Here is a 17083-nt window from a genome sequence, read left to right as displayed (position 1 = left end):
ACATACTCATTTTCTTTTTCTTGTTTCTTCGCCCACTTAAAATCGTTTTCTCACTTCAACGTCATGATTACTTGTCTTTCAACGAAGCCAAAATCTTCGTACATTTCTTTTGCAAAGTTCCCTGTAAATACATTCAAGCGAATTTCTGAATACTTTTCTTGTAGTTCCTTGATCCCAGCTTTCATTAGTTTTCGTGATAATCCTCTCCCGCGATACTCTGCAAAAACATACAATTCATAAATAAAACCGAGTTTTTCACGAGAGAAATAGTCCACATTTTCTCCTATTAGTATCCATCCCACTACTTTATTTTCTTCCTTTGTAACTATATAATATGCCCCTTTTTCTACTAAAGGTTTTGTAATTTCAATCGCTTTTTCCGTACTTAGTTGACAATTCCCTCTCGTTCCTTCGAAAAGTGATTGAGCTGCATAATGTAATATTTGTTTCGTTTCTTCCTCATCTGCTTTTGTAATCATTCCTTTCTCCCTCCTGCCCTCTAATCATCATTGAAATACCATTTTCAAGACCGTCTGACTCAATTACAATTGCCATCAATCCTTTTTCCGTACTCGTTTCATGTAACTCTCCCTTCGCCCAAAACGCAGCTTGTCCAGCTCCTATTTTCACTTTTTCTTTATCTGAACCGCAAACAAATCCTTCTCCTTGTACAACTAGAAGCAGTTGAGATACAACTGCTTCATGATATCCAATAACTCCATTCGGTTGTAGATGCATAGAACCGATATGTATATTCCCTTGATGTTTTAATATTTTTGACATTATAAAGTTAGATTGAAATGCTGATATATGCTCTCCCACTTTTTCACTGAAATCAAAAATTTTCATTTCTGATCCTCCTTATATGTATAAAACCATTCTCACTGTTTGCAGCATATGCCCTTCGAAATCTTCTTCAAATTGCTCTAAAGCCGCAAAACCTTTTGCTTCATAAAATCGTTTTCCTTTTTCATTTTCCGCTTCTACATGAATGTACATTTTTCGAATCCCTTTTAACGTCGTGATCCCTTTTTGTAACAAAGCTGTCCCTATCCCTTTCCCTTGCTGATCTGGCAACAAATAAATTGCACCTAATTCTGCTTCGTTTTGCAGTCTAATTGGTGAAAAATTTGCAAAGCCAATTACTTCTCCCTCTTCTTCCGCAACAAATAAATGTGTATTTTCAAGGCGATATTTCATTTTTTCATCGGAATACGCTTCATTTAAAAAGTTGTCTTGAATCTCTCTCGGAATAATTCCTTCGTAAGTATCATGCCAAGCTATTTTTGCTACGTTTTGTACAGCATGAATATCTTCTTGCTTCATTTCTCTAATTACATATGTCATCTCGATGTCTCCATTCTCTTTAAATTATATTCTGCTAATATACTAGAAGAAATGGCAGAACCATTTTCATAATTTACCTTAATTAATTTCAACTTCTCAATCGAAGCTAGTGTAACATCAAATTTTTCATATATATATTCCATTACACTTAAAAACTGATTTGAATTTAACCCATTAGCAAACGTGCAATGCGGAACCCATTTTCCTGGTACGTAATATGAATTCGAATTATCATGAAAAGTTTTGAAATAATCATGATAAGAATGATGAAATCTTAATAATTCATTGGTAATGGTCGGTGCTAGAAAGATCGTTCCGTTAGTAGGAAAAGTTCCAACAGAAGGAAAAGTTACAACAGCAATGTTCTCTTGAAAAGCTACAAACTCCTTTAATTTCTCCGTATATAAATTAACATCTAACTCATTATAATCAGCCAATGTAATATGGGGTTCTACTCCAGCTAGTTGGTTTATTCCGATTATATTCGTTAATTCACTTTGCAATTCTCTAATTTTATAAGTAAACACTCTATCAAATGTAGCAATAATAGCGTACACGCTTCCTCACCCCTTCGTTACACAAAGCTCTTCCCATTCTTCACGAATCATTCCCATTGGAATAGAATCATAGTATGTCCCGTTATAATATCGACAATTTCGCATTCTACCTTCTAATCGCATTCCTATTTTTTCCGCTACTTTCATCATTCGTTCATTGCCAGACCAAGTTGTGAGCCCTACTCTACCAATCTCCATATTTTCAAATAGTAAATCTCTATATAGTGTTAATGCTTCTGTACCGTAGCCACCATTCCAGTATGCTGGGTCATAAATAACGATTCCCATCTCTAACCAACGCGTCGGTTTATGTTCCCAATAAAAACTTACTGCCCCAATAATTTGACCATTATTTTCCACAATAAGATTTGATAACGGTTCTTCTTTTAAACAAGTTTGCATCTTTTCTTTATAGGATGAGTATCCTTGCATTGAGAACGGGAAGTACGGGGCATTCCATTTTTTCCACTCTGGATTTTCTTCTTTATATACAATACTCCATAATGTTTTTATATCTGATTCCTCAATTGTACGAATTGTAACTTTGTTCCCCTTTAATATAACGTTTTGCATAATTTCCTCCTACATTCCTCTTTATTTCATATACAATTATAATATTTTTTCAGAAAAATCAAAACAAAACTCCACTCTATTTTATATAATTTTGTTATATGATACGAATTATTTATATAAATTAGCCAATTTTTTCGAGTTTAATTTAGAAACTGAACTTCGGAAAAAATCAGATGAAGTACGAGCTCGTAGCATAGTTAATAAAAAACAGGAGGTTATATCCCTCCCATTTTAGCTAAATATTGTATTTCCCTTCTTTTCTACCTCAAGTAGAATCCCTTTCTCTATCCAGCCCTCTACTCCATCTTTTTTAATTAAATCATATCCCATGCAGCTACCATCAATTAAAGAAACTTTATCCCCTTTTCTAATACTGATTTGCGCACAAGAAATATCCGTTTTCACTGTATACTCACCTGATTCAAGTTGCTTTATATACTCGTTTTTCACATGAAGTAATTCATTTGTTCCTAGTTGTTTACATACGGTAAAACCTTTCATTCTCTCCACAGGTTCTATGTAATAATGTGGATATGTAACCCCGCCCTGCATTACTGAATTCGCATTAAAATCAGCCAATACTTCATACTGCGGAAAATGATCTACATATGTATAAGAAAACGTATCACCTGAAGTTGTCCTCTGAATAATAAATGCATTTAATTGCCCTGCTTCTTTAATCGCATTACCACCATCAATCGCAATAATTTTTTTCTCCTTATCAATAACTGGATTGTTAGACGGCGCCTCCTCGGAATAGTTCACAACAGGCCAATGACCGACAACTACATACTTATTTTCTCTATGTGATTTATTGAAAAACTCTGGCATTGCAATTGCATTTTTCCTGTCTGTTTGTCTCCAATTCTCTCTATCTTCAAGGCCAGCATGTACAAAAATATAATCATCAGTTTCAATAGCAGTTGGCAATTCTGTTAGCCACTTTATTTCTTTTGAAAAACGGCCCATCAATATGTTTTTCACTTCACAAATATCACTTTCTTCATTAACGGTAACGTTCAATTTCGCTAACCATTCATTAAAAATTGTATTCTTTCTCGTACATAAATAATTTATTAGCGCAGGATTTTCATTTACAAGCGCTTCAACTACAGCTTCACAATTCCCTTCAATTACATAAACATTTTGCTTGCTAACTACTAGATCCATCACATAGTTTACGACGCCAATGCTATTTCTTCCTTTCTCACAAAGATCACCATTAATAATTAAATAATCTTCATCTTTAAAATTAACTTTATGTAATAATTCCTTTAAAAGATTTAATTCGCCATGAATATCAGATATTACGATAACTCTTACACCTTTTGGGATTAATAGTTTCTGAATTTTTTCCAAGTATGAACTCCCCTAACCTTCTTTACATTCAATATTATCGTCTCAATTATAAAGAAACTATTCGACAAAATAAGCAATTAACCCTCTTCATCTTAAACTTCTAAATAAAAGTAGGTTCTATATGTTACCTCACATAGAACCTACTTAATATTATAACTCTTTATAAAAAGAATAACTTACCTTATCATAGCCTTCTCTTTCATAAAAACGATGGGCATCAACTCTTGGAAACGCTGATGTAAGAACGATAGAATTGCACCCTTTTTCTCTCCCCCATTTTTCTACATATGACAGAAGAACTTTACCATATCCTTTCGATCTGTGAGCTTCCGCAGTTACAAGGTCATATACGAAAACATGTTTCTCATTATAAAAGTTCGTACAAATTGCTACACCAGCAAGACAAACAACTTCATCATCTTCATTCTGTAACGAAAGTAGTTTATAATTTTCTTTTTTCATTTTTTGAAATAAAGAACTTGCTTCTTCTCTTGAAAGTTTCGTTCGTAATTGCTGTAATACGGGGAATACATCATGTAAATCAGCTTCTGTTACTACTTCTCTAATATTCATTATGATTCTCTCCTTACTATTTATAAAATTTTCTAAATGTTATATCATTATTATAAAAAGTAACTGCCCCTCACTTAAGTGACAGTTCGATTATTTTTTATATGGCCAGTTTTTAAAGGAGAATTCATAAAATGGATCTTACTATCCCATTGCAATTAGAAAGTAAAACACCAATTTATTTACAAATTTACGAATATATGAAACGAGAAATCTCTCAGGGATCACTGCCTGCCGGTACACGCCTTCCTTCTCACAGAAACTTAGCGGTACAACTTAATGTTAGCCGTATTACTGTTGAATCTGCTTATCAACAATTACTAGCTGAAGGTTATGTAGAAAGTAAACCGAAACGTGGGATTTTTGTTGCAGAAGTTGATATTGATGTCATTCAAAATAAACAACAAGTTGTGTCAAACAGCGCTAACAATATAAAAAAAGAACAATATGACTATGATTGTAGCCAAGGGCTGATTGATCAAAAAGCTTTTCCAATTACAAACTGGAAAAGAGCATTACAAGAAACTTTATTCCAGTATGAAAATGAATTATTTGCTAGAGAAGATTCTCAAGGTGAGTTCGTTTTACGAGAGCATATTTCAAAATATTTATACCATGCCCGCGGGGTACATTCTTCACCTGATCAAATTATTATCGGAGCCGGTACGCAGCCTCTTCTTTGGCTACTACTTCAACTGCTTGGTTCAAAAAAAGAATATGGAATCGAAAACCCTGGATTTCACCGTATAACTGCCATGATTCAAAGTTCTGGTCTTCCTGTTCACCCTATTTCATTAGACGATAAAGGGATTCGTATTTCAGCTTTACGTGAATCACGTTCCAATGTAGCATACGTCACTCCATCACACCAATTTCCTCTTGGAATGATTATGCCATTATCTAGAAGGCTCGAATTATTAAGATGGGCCAATGATTGCGGAGGATATATTATTGAAGATGACTATGACGGAGAATTTCGTTATGTAGGAAAACCTATTCCCTCTTTACAAGGACTAGATTCAAATGAACGCGTTATTTATATGGGAACTTTCTCGAAATCCTTCTTACCTTCTTTGCGAATGGGGTATATCGTTTTACCAACTCATCTATTAAAAATCTATACAGAGCTTGAAGGTAAGTTTAAACAAACTGTTTCTACAATACAGCAACTCGCTTTTGCAACCTTTATTCACAATGGTGATTGGGAGCGCCATTTGAACCGTAGTCGTACGTTATATAAAAGAAAGCACACACTACTAGTTAAATCTATCAAAAATGACATGGGATCTCGTGTTCAAATACTTGGCGAACAGTCTGGACTGCATATCGTACTTCATGTTCATAATGGTATGAACGAACAAGAACTTATTCATACTGCTGCAAACCAACAAATCAAATTATACCCACTCTCTACATATGATTCTGTACATAATTTAAGAGAGGCGTCCTATGTACTACTCGGTTTCGGCAGCATTCCCGAAGATAGTATCGAAATTGTAGTCAAATTACTAAAGGAAGCCTGGTTCCCTAAGTAAAATAACTCCACATAAGTTATACTTATGTGGAGTTATTTTACACACTATTTTTCTGATACGTCTCCTGATCGAGCAGTCCTTCCTGGACGCTTAACACCAGTTGTTTCTGTTGAATAGGAAGCTTCAATTATAGCGGTTGGATCTACAGAGAGAACGAGATCTTTCATTTTTGGATAAATGAAACGGTTTGTAATACAATAAATGATTTTCTTGTGCTCTCCTAAAAAACCACCTTCTCCATGTAGATACGTAACGGATAATTGCAATTCTTTCATAAGCAAATCGCCTATTTTTTTATTTTTCCCAGAAATAATCATAACGCTCTTTCCTTGATTAATACCATCTAATATGAAATCAATCATTTTCGTAACAATATAGAAAATTGCTAATGAGAACATCGCTTGCTCAATTGAAAATAAAATAGCAACAAATACAAAAATAACCGCATTTACAGCAAGTAAAAATGTACTAATTGGTACTTTAAAATGCTTGTTCATCCAAACAGCTAACATTTCTGACCCATCAATTGCTCCACCCATTTTTACAACAATCCCAACACCAACACCAAATAGAACTCCTCCATAAAGTACAATTAATAATTCCGAAGTTGTAATTGCTGGAAATGGCTTTAAATAAATCAATCCAAGTGTTGTAACAACATTTGCATAAGACGTACGGATAAAGAACTTCTTACCCATTACTTTTGCAGTAAATAGTAAAATTGGGATATTAAGTCCTAAAAATACTCCATAAAGCGGTAATCCAGCAACTTTATTTGCCATAATAGCAATGGCCGTTACCCCGCCATCTACTAATCCATTAGGTGCTAAAATAAGCTCTAATGAACCCGCTACAATAATCGATCCAATTGTTAATAATACGTATTCAAATACTCTTTTCATTCATTACCCCCAAAACATATATATTTTCTTAGTATTATTTTAACGTAATTTTACTACTAATTCAAAGATATCAGTTTATATACACAAAAGTTTCACCTTTATAGTGATTTTTTATGTGATTTATTTATAAAAACACACTTACGTATTTCAGTAAGTGTGCTCCAAACATTTATTTAAGTTTTAAGTATGAATTCACTTTCATTTTAAATATTTCATCAACTGCTCTATTATACCCACCAGCATTTCGAAGTGACTCTCCAACTTTACGACTATTTTCCTTAAACGTTACATCATACATTACTTTCTTTACAGTCTCACGTAACAATTCAGAAGTTAATTCTTTACGATTAAGCCTTATTCCAGCTCCTACTTCACTCACTCGTTTCGCAACTAAAGGCTGATCTCCTGTTACCGGAATTACAACTAACGGGACACCGTAATATAGTGCTTCACTCGAACTATTCATACCACCGTGTGTCACGAATACATCAGCGTACTGTAATACTTCTAATTGCGGCACATAATTATACAACTTAAAGTTATTCGGAATGTTTTCAAATTGACTTATATTTATCTTCTTACCAACAACTAATACGACTGTCGCTTCTACATCTTTAAACGCTTCAAAACATTTTTCATATAACTCAGGTTGTTCATTAAAAACTGTTCCCATAGAAATGAAAATCAATTGTTTATCTTTTAAATCTTCCATAGGAAAGCTATCTACTTCTTTTCGAGTAGCAATTGATGGACCGACAAACTTATACGATTCATCGAATACATCTGAACGCGGCTGATATTCCTTTGAAGTATATACAATAGTAATATCACCAGGATGATTCATAATATCATACATATTAATACATTTCATTCCATACTGCCTATTCCATTTTTCCATTCCCGCTAAACAAGATTGATATAATGGATTAGTTTCATCTACTTGTCTCGATTCTTGTTCATCATTAAAAGTAATGTACTGATTAAAAGCAAACGTTGTACAAGAAGAAACGCTAGGTAATTTTAAAACATTCGCTATAATACGTCCTACTGGAAAATGATTATCGTATATCAAGTAATCGTACTTTTCCCCTTTTGTTTCTTCTACAATTTGAGTAACAATACGCTCTGATGCTTCAATCATATGAGATAGCATCGTCAAAGGACTCCCACCTTCATTTACTCGTTCCATAATATTAATTTGAGAGAGGAAATTCTCAAACACTCGGAATTCTGCACCTGTTGCTTCAATCTTCTTTCTATAATCTTCAATACAATACGAAACAACTGTTTCCCCTCGCCGAATTAACTCACTTACAATAGCTAAAGTCGGATTTATATGACCTTCTCCAGGGAAATTTATTACGAGTACATTTGCCATAATATTCTCTCCTATCTAATATAATCAATAGTTAATCATATTAATTAATTTAAAACTATTAAGTAATCTATTCTACTTCTTCATATTTTTCTCTTCATTTTATTATTGAGAAATATTTTTCATAACCTACATTATAACTCTTATAAAAGTAGACTTAACCTTTCATTTATTGAAAAATACGGGATTTACATTCAGGCATTTTTCAGATTTATCATCAGAAAAATTATTTTGATAATTCATACAAAACTAGAAAAATATAATTTTCACACTGATTTCTCACCATAAATTTATTTAAGTTCTATGTTGTCCCCATCATTATCCACTTGGTACATATTCTGTTATATAATGAATTTATAGAATTTACAGAATAAGGAGTCCTTTCATGCTACAACAACTATTCATTTCACCTATTATATCTGTTCAAGCACTACATCCGGGCTATGAAGACCATGCAAGCGACGTGTTTCTTGTTAAAACAGAAACTGAAGAAGTTATTGTTCGTTCCTCAAAAATGACTGAAGAGCCCAACAATGATTTTTGGTGGGGATGTAAAAACCTTTTTGGAATTGATCCAAGGCATGTACATCATTTAGAAACAATACACGCATTATTGAAAAAGCATACTACCTTGCCCATCCCGACTATTTTGCAAAAACATGTTTTAAATGAGCGAGAGTATGTAATCGTCGAAAAACTAACCGGAAATACGCTGCAATCATTTTTCGGACAACCTGATTCTATTTTATTCAGCCTTGGAAAAGGACTAGCAGAAATTCATTCGTTTCAAGCAGAGTTTATAGGAAACCCATCAAATACTTTCCACATTCCACTAGAAGAATTTAAATCTCACATATTAAAAGTCAGTAAAGATCTTGTAAATAGGTTCTATTCCGATAACGCGAGCATCCAAAACGCATTTCATACTTTTGAGTCACAGCTATCTTCCTTGCCGTCACCGAAGGAATCTACACTCGTTTTAATTGATATGGATCCTACCCAGTTTTTATCAGATGATCAATCTATTACTGGTTTAGTAGATACAGAAGCTTATGCAATTGCTCCACGAGAGTTTGATTTTATTGGATTAGAATATGTACTTACAGAAAAAGAGGCTCATGCTTTTAAACAAGGTTACGAAACCATTATGCCCATTCCTCGTCTTGAAGAATGTAGACATCCCTATCGATATTTGTACCGGTTATTATCTGTTCAGGGCAGTGTGGAGTTAGACAAGTGGTTGCGTCATCCATCCTATTTTTAAATACGAATGAGAGGGATTATGAAATGAATATTGAACAAAAGAAATCTTTAACAGCAAACGAAATTCAGCAAATGAAAGATTTATCTCATATTTGCGGACAACACGATCAAATTGATTACTCGTCAGATTTACATATAAACTTTTTAACTGCCCGTAATATAGAAGTGGTAAATGATTTTCTATTTTATGATGATACTCAATTAATCGGCGCATTAAGTATGTATGACTTTGAGAGACCAACAAAACTGGAGTTAATAGGGTTTGTTCATCCGAACTATAGGAAACAACATATAGGCACTACTCTTTTACAAACCGCAATGAAAGAAATACAAAAAAGAGAGGCAGATGAAGCCCTTCTTATAATTAATGGTGACTCTATTTCAGGGAAATCATTTGCAAAACAAATGAACTTTCCTTATTTATACAGTGAATACGGTATGGAGTTCAAAACAAACGAAGCACAAAAAACAATGAAAAATAATATTAATCTTACCGTTGCATCTTCTGAATTACTTCCTGATCTTATAGAAATCGCTAGTGAAGCTTTTGGAGATTCGGCAGCAAATACATCCACATGGTTACAAAAGATGATGAATTCATCTTCCCATCAAGTTTACAGTGCTCTTATCGATGAAAAAGTGATAGGAACGATTACAGTTACTGAGCAAGAGCAATCTACTACACTATCAGGATTTGCAGTTCATCCTTCTTATCAAGGTAAAGGATATGGTAAAGATATTCTTAGTTATATGGTACATACACTTATTACAGAAGGTGTTTCAACAATTGAACTAGACGTCGAAACGAAAAATAACAATGCTTTAAAACTATATACACAATGTGGTTTTGAAATTATGACAAAGTATGATTATTATAGATTGTTGGAATAGGAGTGACTTTTCTACCGAGGAATCATGTTATTTTAGAGACGAAATTATTACCTCTTTAAAATCTGTAGGATGTAACAATATACAACTACACGGTATAAATAGAACATTTTTCATTTGTCAAAAATAAAAAAACTGAATCATATCGATTCAGTTTTTTCTTATTTTTTTCTTAGTATATTTACAACCGCAGTCGTTTCATCATTTTTTTTATAAACACGTGGAATTCTTCTATCCAACATGCATGTAACTTCATAATTAATTGTACCTAACATATCTGCTATTTCTTCCACCGCAATCTCTTCTTCACCTTGTTTGCCGTAGAATACAACTTCGTCTCCTACTTGTACTGGCATTGCATTTGTAACATCTAGCATAAGCTGATCCATACAAACACGGCCAATTACAGGTACTCGTACTCCGTTTATTAGTGCATTCCCTTTATTAGATAGCTGACGATTATAACCATCAGCATAACCAATCGGTACAGTTGCAATCCATTCTTCGCCCGTTGTTACATAAGTATTCCCATAGCTAACACCACGATTTTTCTTCGCATGTTTAACATGAGCTACTTTTGATTTTAAAGACAACGCTGGCTGTAAGGAAGCAACTGTATGATCCACTTCTCTTGAAGGATACATACCGTAAATTCCAATACCGACACGAACCATATTTTGAAATGTGTTACTAAGTTCCATTGATCCTGCACTGTTTGAACTATGAATATATGGAAAATGAATTCCTAATTCTTCCGCTGTATTTACAGCTTTCTCAAACAAACTTGTTTGCATATTTGTATAAGTTTTATCTATTTCATCAGCGGTAGAGTAATGTGTAAACATCCCTACTACTTCTACATATCGCATACGTTTTAACTCTTCAAAAAACGGTTTAACTTCTTCTTCCTGTAAACCAATACGGCTCATTCCTGTATCAATTTTCACATGAATTCGCACTTTCTTTTGAAGATGGTTTGCAACTTCATCTATACCTTGTAAATCTTCTACTCTATAAACAGTCATCATAACGTCATATTGAATTACATCTTCTACAGCTGCTACTGGTGTATATCCTAAAATTAAAATAGGTACAGTGATTCCAGCTTCTCTTAATTCAATTGCTTCATCTACAAATGCAACTGCAAGTTGGTTTATTCCTGCTTCAATAGCCGATTTCGCAACTTCAACTGCCCCATGACCATACCCATTCGCTTTTACAGCAGCCATCATTGCAATATTTTCATCATTCACACGTTTTTTAAATTCTTTTACATTATGTTTTACCGCATTTAAGTCAACTTCAACAATTGTATCTCTTCCATATTTCAAGCTCATTGGTCTAACTCCTAACTCAATAATTACATTCCATTCTATTTCACGTTTCATATGACCTTTTACAATATAATACTTTTCACTATGCTAGTCAAACTACTAGAATTTTCGGAATTTTGAGTATGATATAATACCCTTAAGAAACTATTATATACGGAGGTGAGAATAATTACAACGTTTGTTCCATCTGCATTGAATCAAGTTAAAATTGCTATCGATACTTCCATTCAAATACTGAACCAATATACTGAAAGTGATTTGAAAATAAAGCCGATTGAATCAAAGCGGTCATTATTTGAAATGTGCACACATCTTTCCCTTATTTTCCATGCTGATTTACTCATATTAAATGGTATTACGGAAAAAGACTTACATACCTTTTATATAGAACAAACACCAGAAACAATTACTCAAATAGAGCAAACGATGATACAAGGGTACGATTTACTTTCTAAAACTTTTTTATCCTATTCCAATGAAGAATTAGCGGAAATTATGACTGCTTATTGGGGTATTTCTTACTCTCGATTCGAATGGTTGCTTGAAATCGTTGCACATTTTTATCATCATCGCGGGCAAATTCATATTTTATTATGTGAGCATATTAAAGATCCTTGCATTCCTTTATTCGAATAAAAAGAGCGAAAACAAAACCAATAAAGAGTATCAATCCCAATAAAACAAACGTCTGAGCATAGTCTCCTATTTTCATAAGATAAATAGAAATAATAGGTCCTATACTAGTTCCTAAAAATAAAATAAATGTATAAATAGAAACTGCTATTCCCCTTGCTTCCCCTCCTAATTGGCCAACAAGAGAAACTAACGATGGAACGGATATAGCAATACCTATTACAAAACAGATGCTCATCATTACAAGTAGCGGCAGGTTCGAAATAAAGCCCATTGAACTTAAACTAAAAATAGCGACCAACAATCCGCCCTGAAGAACTTGCCTTACTCCGAACCTCTTTGTTAAACGACCCGCAAGTGGTGACAGCAACATACCAAATAGCCCCGCTAAGCGAAAATAAAGAATTTGTTCTGGAGTTAAATTGTAAGTAGGACTGCTCAAATAATTCCCTAAAACAGTATACATGTTAACAAAAGCCATTAATAAAACAAATGCAATCATATAGCTCAATACTAAGCTTTTATGTGTAAAAGCTTTACCCATCTGTTTAATTGGTCCCAAAATATCAGTATTGGATTGAGACGTTTCCCCTTTCGGAAGAGAATAATGAACCAATACAGCAGTAATGATATAGACAATACTAAGAAGAAAGAACACCATATGCCATCCAAAATGCTGACTAACAGCTGTACTTATTACTTGCCCTGCAATTCCAGCTACTAAAAAACCGGTACTAACAAACCCTATTGTTGTAACCTTTTTTTCTAATGGAAACATTTCTACAACGTAAGCTAACGCTACTGGAGAAAATGTAGCTGCTGCTATCCCCTGTAACCCTCGAAGAATAACAAGCCAAAATAAACTATCCACAATCCCCAAGAAAAAAGAAACAATCGACAGTGCAAGCAGTCCAATAAAGATCACTTTTTTTCTCCCATATTTATCAGAGATTGCCCCAAATAACAAACAACCTATAGCAAAGCCAACAGAAAATATACTGCCTGTAGCCGCAGATTGTGCTAATGAAACCTTAAAAAGGTCTGAAAATAGAGCGGTTAAAGGAATCGTCACATATAGGCTGGACATAACTACCATGCCCGCCCAACATAACACCGCTGTCATTATTGTGTAATTCCTTTCACTATTTACTTCTTTTGATATTTCCATCATAAAATCTCCCCCTTACAATGATTTTCCCCATCGGTTTAAAACATCTAAAGTAAACTACTCAAAACGACATTCCTTTAACACTTACTTAATTTGTTTACGTTAAAAGACATATCACCACCCTTTATCAAATTAGCTAGACATATAATAAGGTAGCCTAATTATATGTCTAAATAAAAAAGTTGACTCACACAATCAACTTCTTTATCTGCCTTCTCCTAATTTCTTCTGCATAGTTACTTGCATTTTATTTAATAGCTTCTCTAAAGTTTGACGCTCTTCTTGACTAAAGTCATCAACTAACGACGCGCAAGATAACCAAAAAGTCGGTAAAGAATGCGCAACTAGTTCTTTTCCTTTCGGAGTAATTTTCACCTTTAATCTTCTTCGATCTTCAGAATGATTGAATCTTACGATTAACTCTCGTTTCTCCATCCAATCTAATAAGCCAGTGACAGAAGCACGTGTAATCCCTAATCGGCTCGCAATATCCGAAGGGCTCATGTTCACTTCTCCCCCATTCGATTCCATTTCACGCAAAATAAACAACAGTAAAAAATCTAATTTACTTTCTGAAATACCAAGCGGAGCTAAATCTACGTCAACTGCATCTAGAACATTATCAGACGTCCATAACATTAACAAACCAAGTTTTGCTGCGATTGGATCCGTATCCGCTGATGCTGTCTTTTTTATTAACTCTGCATAAGGCTCAATCCCTAAAGGAAGAGCATCTTTTTTTGAATCCATTCATTTTCACTCTCCTTTCTTTTATTTAATTAGCTTACCTAACTACTTTTTATTATACTCATTTTCTTCCTTCTATTGCAAGAATATTGTTAGACAAAAAAATCCTGTTTTTAAAACAGGATTTTTCACACTGACTAACTAATATTTCTAAATAATCCCAAACTCTTTTAAAGCAAAAGAAATGCCACCTTCACTTGATTTCTTTGTAACGAAATCTGCTCTTGTTTTTAACTCTTCTCCACCATTCCCCATCGCAATTCCTAGTCCTACATACTGTAACATCTCAACATCATTTCCACCGTCACCAAAAGCAATTGCTTCTGATTTACAAATTTTCAGATGTTCCAATACCTTTTGAATTGCAGTTAGCTTCGATACTTTACTATCTTCCAACACATTCATAACGTAACCATGAAAACGTTCAAACGTAAGTGCTGGATATCTTTCAAAGAATTTTTGAGCTTCTGTTTCATCAGCATACAGACATACACAATAAATCTCTTCTGATAAGTTTCTAACTTTGTCAGGATACCGCTCTAAATTTAACGTTTCATTTAATGCTCGTATTACACGTTCGTCTTTTGAGGCAATACCATTCATTACAAATTCCTCTGTAAAATAAGAAACACTGTGACCATGTAATTCAGCGAAATTTGAAATATCATGAACAATTCCACTTGAAAGTACCGATTTATGTATAACTTCATCAGCACATTTTATATGTGCACCATTTGCAGAAATAAACGTATTTATGCCCAGCTCTTTAAATTGTGAGCATAAACTATATGGTCTCCCGGTTGTAACAACTACGTGAATTTCTTTATCTATTAACCTTTGTATCGCTTCTTTTGTGCTTTCATGCATACTTCTATCAATCTCACTTAAAAGAGTACCATCCACATCGAAAAATACAGCTTTGTACATATCCTCTTACATTCCCTCTAAATGATTTGTATCATTTATAAAATGAATAGTTTTCTGTTTATCCGTAAGTTCAATCAAACTAATTCCCGTATCTCCCATTTTAAAATAATAGTCCATGCTAATTGGCATTTGGAAAAACGCTCGTAAAATACTATTTATTACACCACCGTGTGCAACAATTGCAATTCGGTCATATGTATTCTCTGTCACGATTTTAGAAAAAATTCCTTCTATTCTCATTCTAAATTCAATAAATGATTCCCCGTTTTCAAAACGATCATGAAGAAATTTTGGCTCTGGATATTTTTTCGCTTCTTCAAATGATAACCCTGCTTGTACCCCATTATTAAACTCCATTAATTCTTCTTCTAGTTGAATTGGGCACCCAATTCCTCCTGCTAATGTTTCACCAGTTTCGCGGGCACGTTTTAATGTGCTTGCCCAAATGAAATCTGGCGGGAAATCTGCTTTCACTTTCTGTACAAGTCTTTGCACTTGCTGTCTTCCCTTTTCTGTTAATTCAAAGTCAGCTCGCCCTTCATGTACATTTAAAATATCAGCTTCTGATTCACCGTGGCGTATTAATATTATTTGCATATTCCCCCTACTTCCTCATTTAATATTCACAAGATTCCATTATATCACACTCTTACCTTTCCATAACAAAAAGGAACGGTTTCCCGTTCCTCACCCATTCACTTTCTCCGCATTGTTCCAATAATATTTACTAAACGCTTCCGTCAACACATCAATTGTGTTATATAATTCATCTAATGTATTATCAACACCACCAACTTCAATTAACATCGCATTTTTAGATAAATCTTGATTATAAACGCCATTTCCATCTTTTTTATACTTTGGAAAGATTCCTCTGCTTAATCCGTAATAGTTTTCATCTAAATAACTATTGATTGCTCTTGCAATTTTTTCATTTTCAGCACGCCCTTCATTTTCCATCCCAATTATAAAATATAATCTTGCATACGATTTCCCGTTAATTACTTTTGTTGTTACCTTCTTCCGCTGATCATCACGGTGTATATCAATCGGAAACGCAATTTTATTATTTTGTGCTAATGTTTCTTTTACATATTCATGAGACGCTTTATATGATTGCGGCCATTTCCATTTTTTACTCGCTAATAAATCCCCCATATTCGTTTTATCATGAACTACCGGAATTCCTTGTCCTTCAAGTTGTTCTTTCATACGTTTCCCTAGTAAGGACACATTTACATCTGGACTTGATGGATCGGTAGCCCCTGGTAATAACGGAAAGAAAGATTCCCAGCTATGTGTATGATAAATATATACTGCACTTTCACCTTTTTTCGCTCCGCTCTTTTTCTGAACCGGATTATTCTTTTCAGCTTCTGTAACTTTATCTTTTGCTACTTCTCGCTCTTTCGTTACTTCTTCAATCGGTACACTAGATTCATTTGGGATATTCGTAAAGTTTGTCCCTTCCCCAGCTACGATAATGTTAGAGTAATACTTTGACATACCAGGCACTTCTTTACCGACAAACGTTCTTAAATCTTTAATTTTCAAATCCGTCGCAATCGAGAACATTAAATTTCCAAATGACTCCCTTTTATTCTGCTTAAAATAATCAAATCCGTAATAGCGATTCTCACTTTCTAGCATTTGAACAAAACCTTGCATCGATACTTTTCCAAACCATTGATTCGCGTAATTCGATTTCATTGTATGTAAAAGCGACGTCAAAATCGACGCAATAATAATTGTGACTAGTGCATATAGAAAGAGTAACGAGATTAGTTTCTTCCCATGTATACGGGTTGCATACTTCTTCACTGTATCACCTTCTTTATACATGGATATGTACAAGCCTTTCGTAATATACGCAAAAAAAAAAGAGAAATGGCAGCCCATTTCTCT

The 17083-nt window shown here is 34.0% G+C and carries 19 protein-coding genes and 1 pseudogene; 5 read left to right on the top strand and 15 right to left on the bottom strand.

Annotation, left to right across the window (positions count from 1 at the left end; genetic code table 11):
• Positions 1-50: 50 nt before the first annotated feature.
• The 7 genes from NSQ69_RS10480 to NSQ69_RS10450 form a co-directional block, all read right to left on the bottom strand.
• Positions 51-479: a GNAT family N-acetyltransferase gene (locus NSQ69_RS10480; protein ID WP_078203203.1), complete on the bottom strand. Its 429-nt coding sequence runs from the start codon at positions 477-479 to the stop codon at positions 51-53.
• Positions 460-849 (bottom strand): cupin, encoded by a 390-nt coding sequence (locus NSQ69_RS10475; protein ID WP_002012492.1) that lies wholly within the window; start codon positions 847-849, stop codon positions 460-462. The genes NSQ69_RS10480 and NSQ69_RS10475 overlap by 20 nt, the downstream gene beginning before the upstream one ends.
• A 12-nt stretch (positions 850-861) precedes the next feature.
• Positions 862-1347 carry a GNAT family N-acetyltransferase gene (locus NSQ69_RS10470; protein ID WP_016120093.1) on the bottom strand — a complete coding sequence of 162 codons (486 nt, stop codon included), beginning with the start codon at positions 1345-1347 and terminating at the stop codon, positions 862-864.
• A complete protein-coding gene (locus tag NSQ69_RS10465) occupies positions 1344-1904 on the bottom strand; it encodes a 2'-5' RNA ligase family protein (protein WP_050000254.1) in 561 nt (186 codons plus the stop codon). The genes NSQ69_RS10470 and NSQ69_RS10465 overlap by 4 nt, the downstream gene beginning before the upstream one ends.
• 6 nt (positions 1905-1910) lie before the next feature.
• Entirely contained in the window at positions 1911-2477 is a 567-nt protein-coding gene (locus tag NSQ69_RS10460) for a GNAT family N-acetyltransferase (protein ID WP_341099218.1), read from the bottom strand.
• Between the two features lie 231 nt (positions 2478-2708).
• Positions 2709-3836: a metallophosphoesterase gene (locus NSQ69_RS10455; protein ID WP_050000252.1), complete on the bottom strand. Its 1128-nt coding sequence runs from the start codon at positions 3834-3836 to the stop codon at positions 2709-2711.
• Positions 3837-3986: 150 nt separating this feature from the next.
• Positions 3987-4409 (bottom strand): GNAT family N-acetyltransferase, encoded by a 423-nt coding sequence (locus NSQ69_RS10450; protein WP_002012485.1) that lies wholly within the window; start codon positions 4407-4409, stop codon positions 3987-3989.
• A 131-nt stretch (positions 4410-4540) separates the two neighbouring features.
• Between NSQ69_RS10450 and pdxR the strand changes: the two genes are divergently transcribed.
• On the top strand, positions 4541-5941 hold the full coding sequence (gene pdxR, locus NSQ69_RS10445) for a MocR-like pyridoxine biosynthesis transcription factor PdxR (protein ID WP_050000251.1): 1401 nt from the start codon (positions 4541-4543) through the stop codon (positions 5939-5941).
• Positions 5942-5985: 44 nt separating this feature from the next.
• Here pdxR and NSQ69_RS10440 read toward each other — a convergent pair whose 3' ends face one another.
• Together NSQ69_RS10440 and NSQ69_RS10435 are read right to left on the bottom strand one after the other, a co-directional pair.
• Positions 5986-6843 carry a YitT family protein gene (locus NSQ69_RS10440; RefSeq protein WP_088291370.1) on the bottom strand — a complete coding sequence of 286 codons (858 nt, stop codon included), beginning with the start codon at positions 6841-6843 and terminating at the stop codon, positions 5986-5988.
• A gap of 169 nt (positions 6844-7012) precedes the next feature.
• Positions 7013-8221 carry a macrolide family glycosyltransferase gene (locus tag NSQ69_RS10435; protein ID WP_002141425.1) on the bottom strand — a complete coding sequence of 403 codons (1209 nt, stop codon included), beginning with the start codon at positions 8219-8221 and terminating at the stop codon, positions 7013-7015.
• A gap of 382 nt (positions 8222-8603) precedes the next feature.
• Between NSQ69_RS10435 and NSQ69_RS10430 the strand changes: the two genes are divergently transcribed.
• The 3 genes and pseudogenes from NSQ69_RS10430 to NSQ69_RS27735 all read left to right on the top strand — a co-directional run.
• Positions 8604-9482, top strand: a complete 879-nt coding sequence (locus NSQ69_RS10430; protein WP_002127026.1) for a phosphotransferase — start codon at positions 8604-8606, stop codon at positions 9480-9482.
• Between the two features lie 23 nt (positions 9483-9505).
• Positions 9506-10372 carry a GNAT family N-acetyltransferase gene (locus NSQ69_RS10425; protein WP_002168563.1) on the top strand — a complete coding sequence of 289 codons (867 nt, stop codon included), beginning with the start codon at positions 9506-9508 and terminating at the stop codon, positions 10370-10372.
• Positions 10365-10499 (top strand): annotated as a pseudogene (locus tag NSQ69_RS27735) (class I SAM-dependent methyltransferase); the annotation flags it as partial. The gene NSQ69_RS10425 and the pseudogene NSQ69_RS27735, both read left to right, overlap by 8 nt.
• A gap of 31 nt (positions 10500-10530) precedes the next feature.
• Here the strand turns inward: NSQ69_RS27735 and alr are convergent.
• Positions 10531-11706, bottom strand: coding sequence for an alanine racemase (alr, locus tag NSQ69_RS10420; RefSeq protein ID WP_002186049.1), 1176 nt, complete (start codon positions 11704-11706; stop codon positions 10531-10533).
• 165 nt (positions 11707-11871) lie between these two features.
• Between alr and NSQ69_RS10415 the strand changes: the two genes are divergently transcribed.
• Complete coding sequence (locus tag NSQ69_RS10415) at positions 11872-12339, top strand: DinB family protein (RefSeq protein ID WP_341099871.1); 468 nt, start codon at positions 11872-11874, stop codon at positions 12337-12339.
• On the opposite strand, the gene NSQ69_RS10410 is transcribed toward NSQ69_RS10415, so the two are convergent.
• The 5 genes from NSQ69_RS10410 to spoIIP all read right to left on the bottom strand — a co-directional run bounded on the left by NSQ69_RS10410 (position 12308) and on the right by spoIIP (position 17077).
• Positions 12308-13504, bottom strand: coding sequence for an MFS transporter (locus NSQ69_RS10410; protein ID WP_002186051.1), 1197 nt, complete (start codon positions 13502-13504; stop codon positions 12308-12310). The genes NSQ69_RS10415 and NSQ69_RS10410 overlap by 32 nt on opposite strands.
• 204 nt (positions 13505-13708) lie before the next feature.
• Entirely contained in the window at positions 13709-14254 is a 546-nt protein-coding gene (locus NSQ69_RS10405; RefSeq protein WP_002141418.1) for a MarR family winged helix-turn-helix transcriptional regulator, read from the bottom strand.
• Between the two features lie 147 nt (positions 14255-14401).
• Complete coding sequence (locus NSQ69_RS10400) at positions 14402-15178, bottom strand: Cof-type HAD-IIB family hydrolase (RefSeq protein WP_262449494.1); 777 nt, start codon at positions 15176-15178, stop codon at positions 14402-14404.
• A 6-nt stretch (positions 15179-15184) separates the two neighbouring features.
• Entirely contained in the window at positions 15185-15775 is a 591-nt protein-coding gene (locus NSQ69_RS10395; protein ID WP_002127021.1) for a histidine phosphatase family protein, read from the bottom strand.
• Positions 15776-15865: 90 nt separating this feature from the next.
• On the bottom strand, positions 15866-17077 hold the full coding sequence (spoIIP, locus tag NSQ69_RS10390; protein ID WP_341099214.1) for a stage II sporulation protein P: 1212 nt from the start codon (positions 17075-17077) through the stop codon (positions 15866-15868).
• Positions 17078-17083: the final 6 nt, after the last annotated feature.

Origin of the sequence: Bacillus sp. FSL R10-2201 (assembly GCF_038008665.1) — a bacterium.
Classification (GTDB): domain Bacteria; phylum Bacillota; class Bacilli; order Bacillales; family Bacillaceae_G; genus Bacillus_A; species Bacillus_A mycoides.
This window is presented reverse-complemented; position numbering and strand designations above follow the sequence as displayed.

Bases quoted from the DNA above. Each gene is read 5' to 3' on its own strand.
- NSQ69_RS10460 (WP_341099218.1), bottom strand. From the start codon at position 2,477: ATGCAAAACGTTATATTAAAGGGGAACAAAGTTACAATTCGTACAATT.
- NSQ69_RS10410 (WP_002186051.1), bottom strand. From the start codon at position 13,504: ATGGAAATATCAAAAGAAGTAAATAGTGAAAGGAATTACACAATAATG.
- NSQ69_RS10435 (WP_002141425.1), bottom strand. From the start codon at position 8,221: ATGGCAAATGTACTCGTAATAAATTTCCCTGGAGAAGGTCATATAAAT.
- alr (WP_002186049.1), bottom strand. From the start codon at position 11,706: ATGAGCTTGAAATATGGAAGAGATACAATTGTTGAAGTTGACTTAAAT.
- NSQ69_RS10405 (WP_002141418.1), bottom strand. From the start codon at position 14,254: ATGGATTCAAAAAAAGATGCTCTTCCTTTAGGGATTGAGCCTTATGCA.
- NSQ69_RS10430 (WP_002127026.1), top strand. From the start codon at position 8,604: ATGCTACAACAACTATTCATTTCACCTATTATATCTGTTCAAGCACTA.
- pdxR (WP_050000251.1), top strand. From the start codon at position 4,541: ATGGATCTTACTATCCCATTGCAATTAGAAAGTAAAACACCAATTTAT.
- NSQ69_RS10480 (WP_078203203.1), bottom strand. From the start codon at position 479: ATGATTACAAAAGCAGATGAGGAAGAAACGAAACAAATATTACATTAT.
- NSQ69_RS10425 (WP_002168563.1), top strand. From the start codon at position 9,506: ATGAATATTGAACAAAAGAAATCTTTAACAGCAAACGAAATTCAGCAA.
- NSQ69_RS10440 (WP_088291370.1), bottom strand. From the start codon at position 6,843: ATGAAAAGAGTATTTGAATACGTATTATTAACAATTGGATCGATTATT.
- NSQ69_RS10470 (WP_016120093.1), bottom strand. From the start codon at position 1,347: ATGACATATGTAATTAGAGAAATGAAGCAAGAAGATATTCATGCTGTA.
- spoIIP (WP_341099214.1), bottom strand. From the start codon at position 17,077: ATGGGCTGCCATTTCTCTTTTTTTTTTGCGTATATTACGAAAGGCTTG.
- NSQ69_RS10475 (WP_002012492.1), bottom strand. From the start codon at position 849: ATGAAAATTTTTGATTTCAGTGAAAAAGTGGGAGAGCATATATCAGCA.
- NSQ69_RS10395 (WP_002127021.1), bottom strand. From the start codon at position 15,775: ATGCAAATAATATTAATACGCCACGGTGAATCAGAAGCTGATATTTTA.
- NSQ69_RS10450 (WP_002012485.1), bottom strand. From the start codon at position 4,409: ATGAATATTAGAGAAGTAGTAACAGAAGCTGATTTACATGATGTATTC.
- NSQ69_RS10400 (WP_262449494.1), bottom strand. From the start codon at position 15,178: ATGTACAAAGCTGTATTTTTCGATGTGGATGGTACTCTTTTAAGTGAG.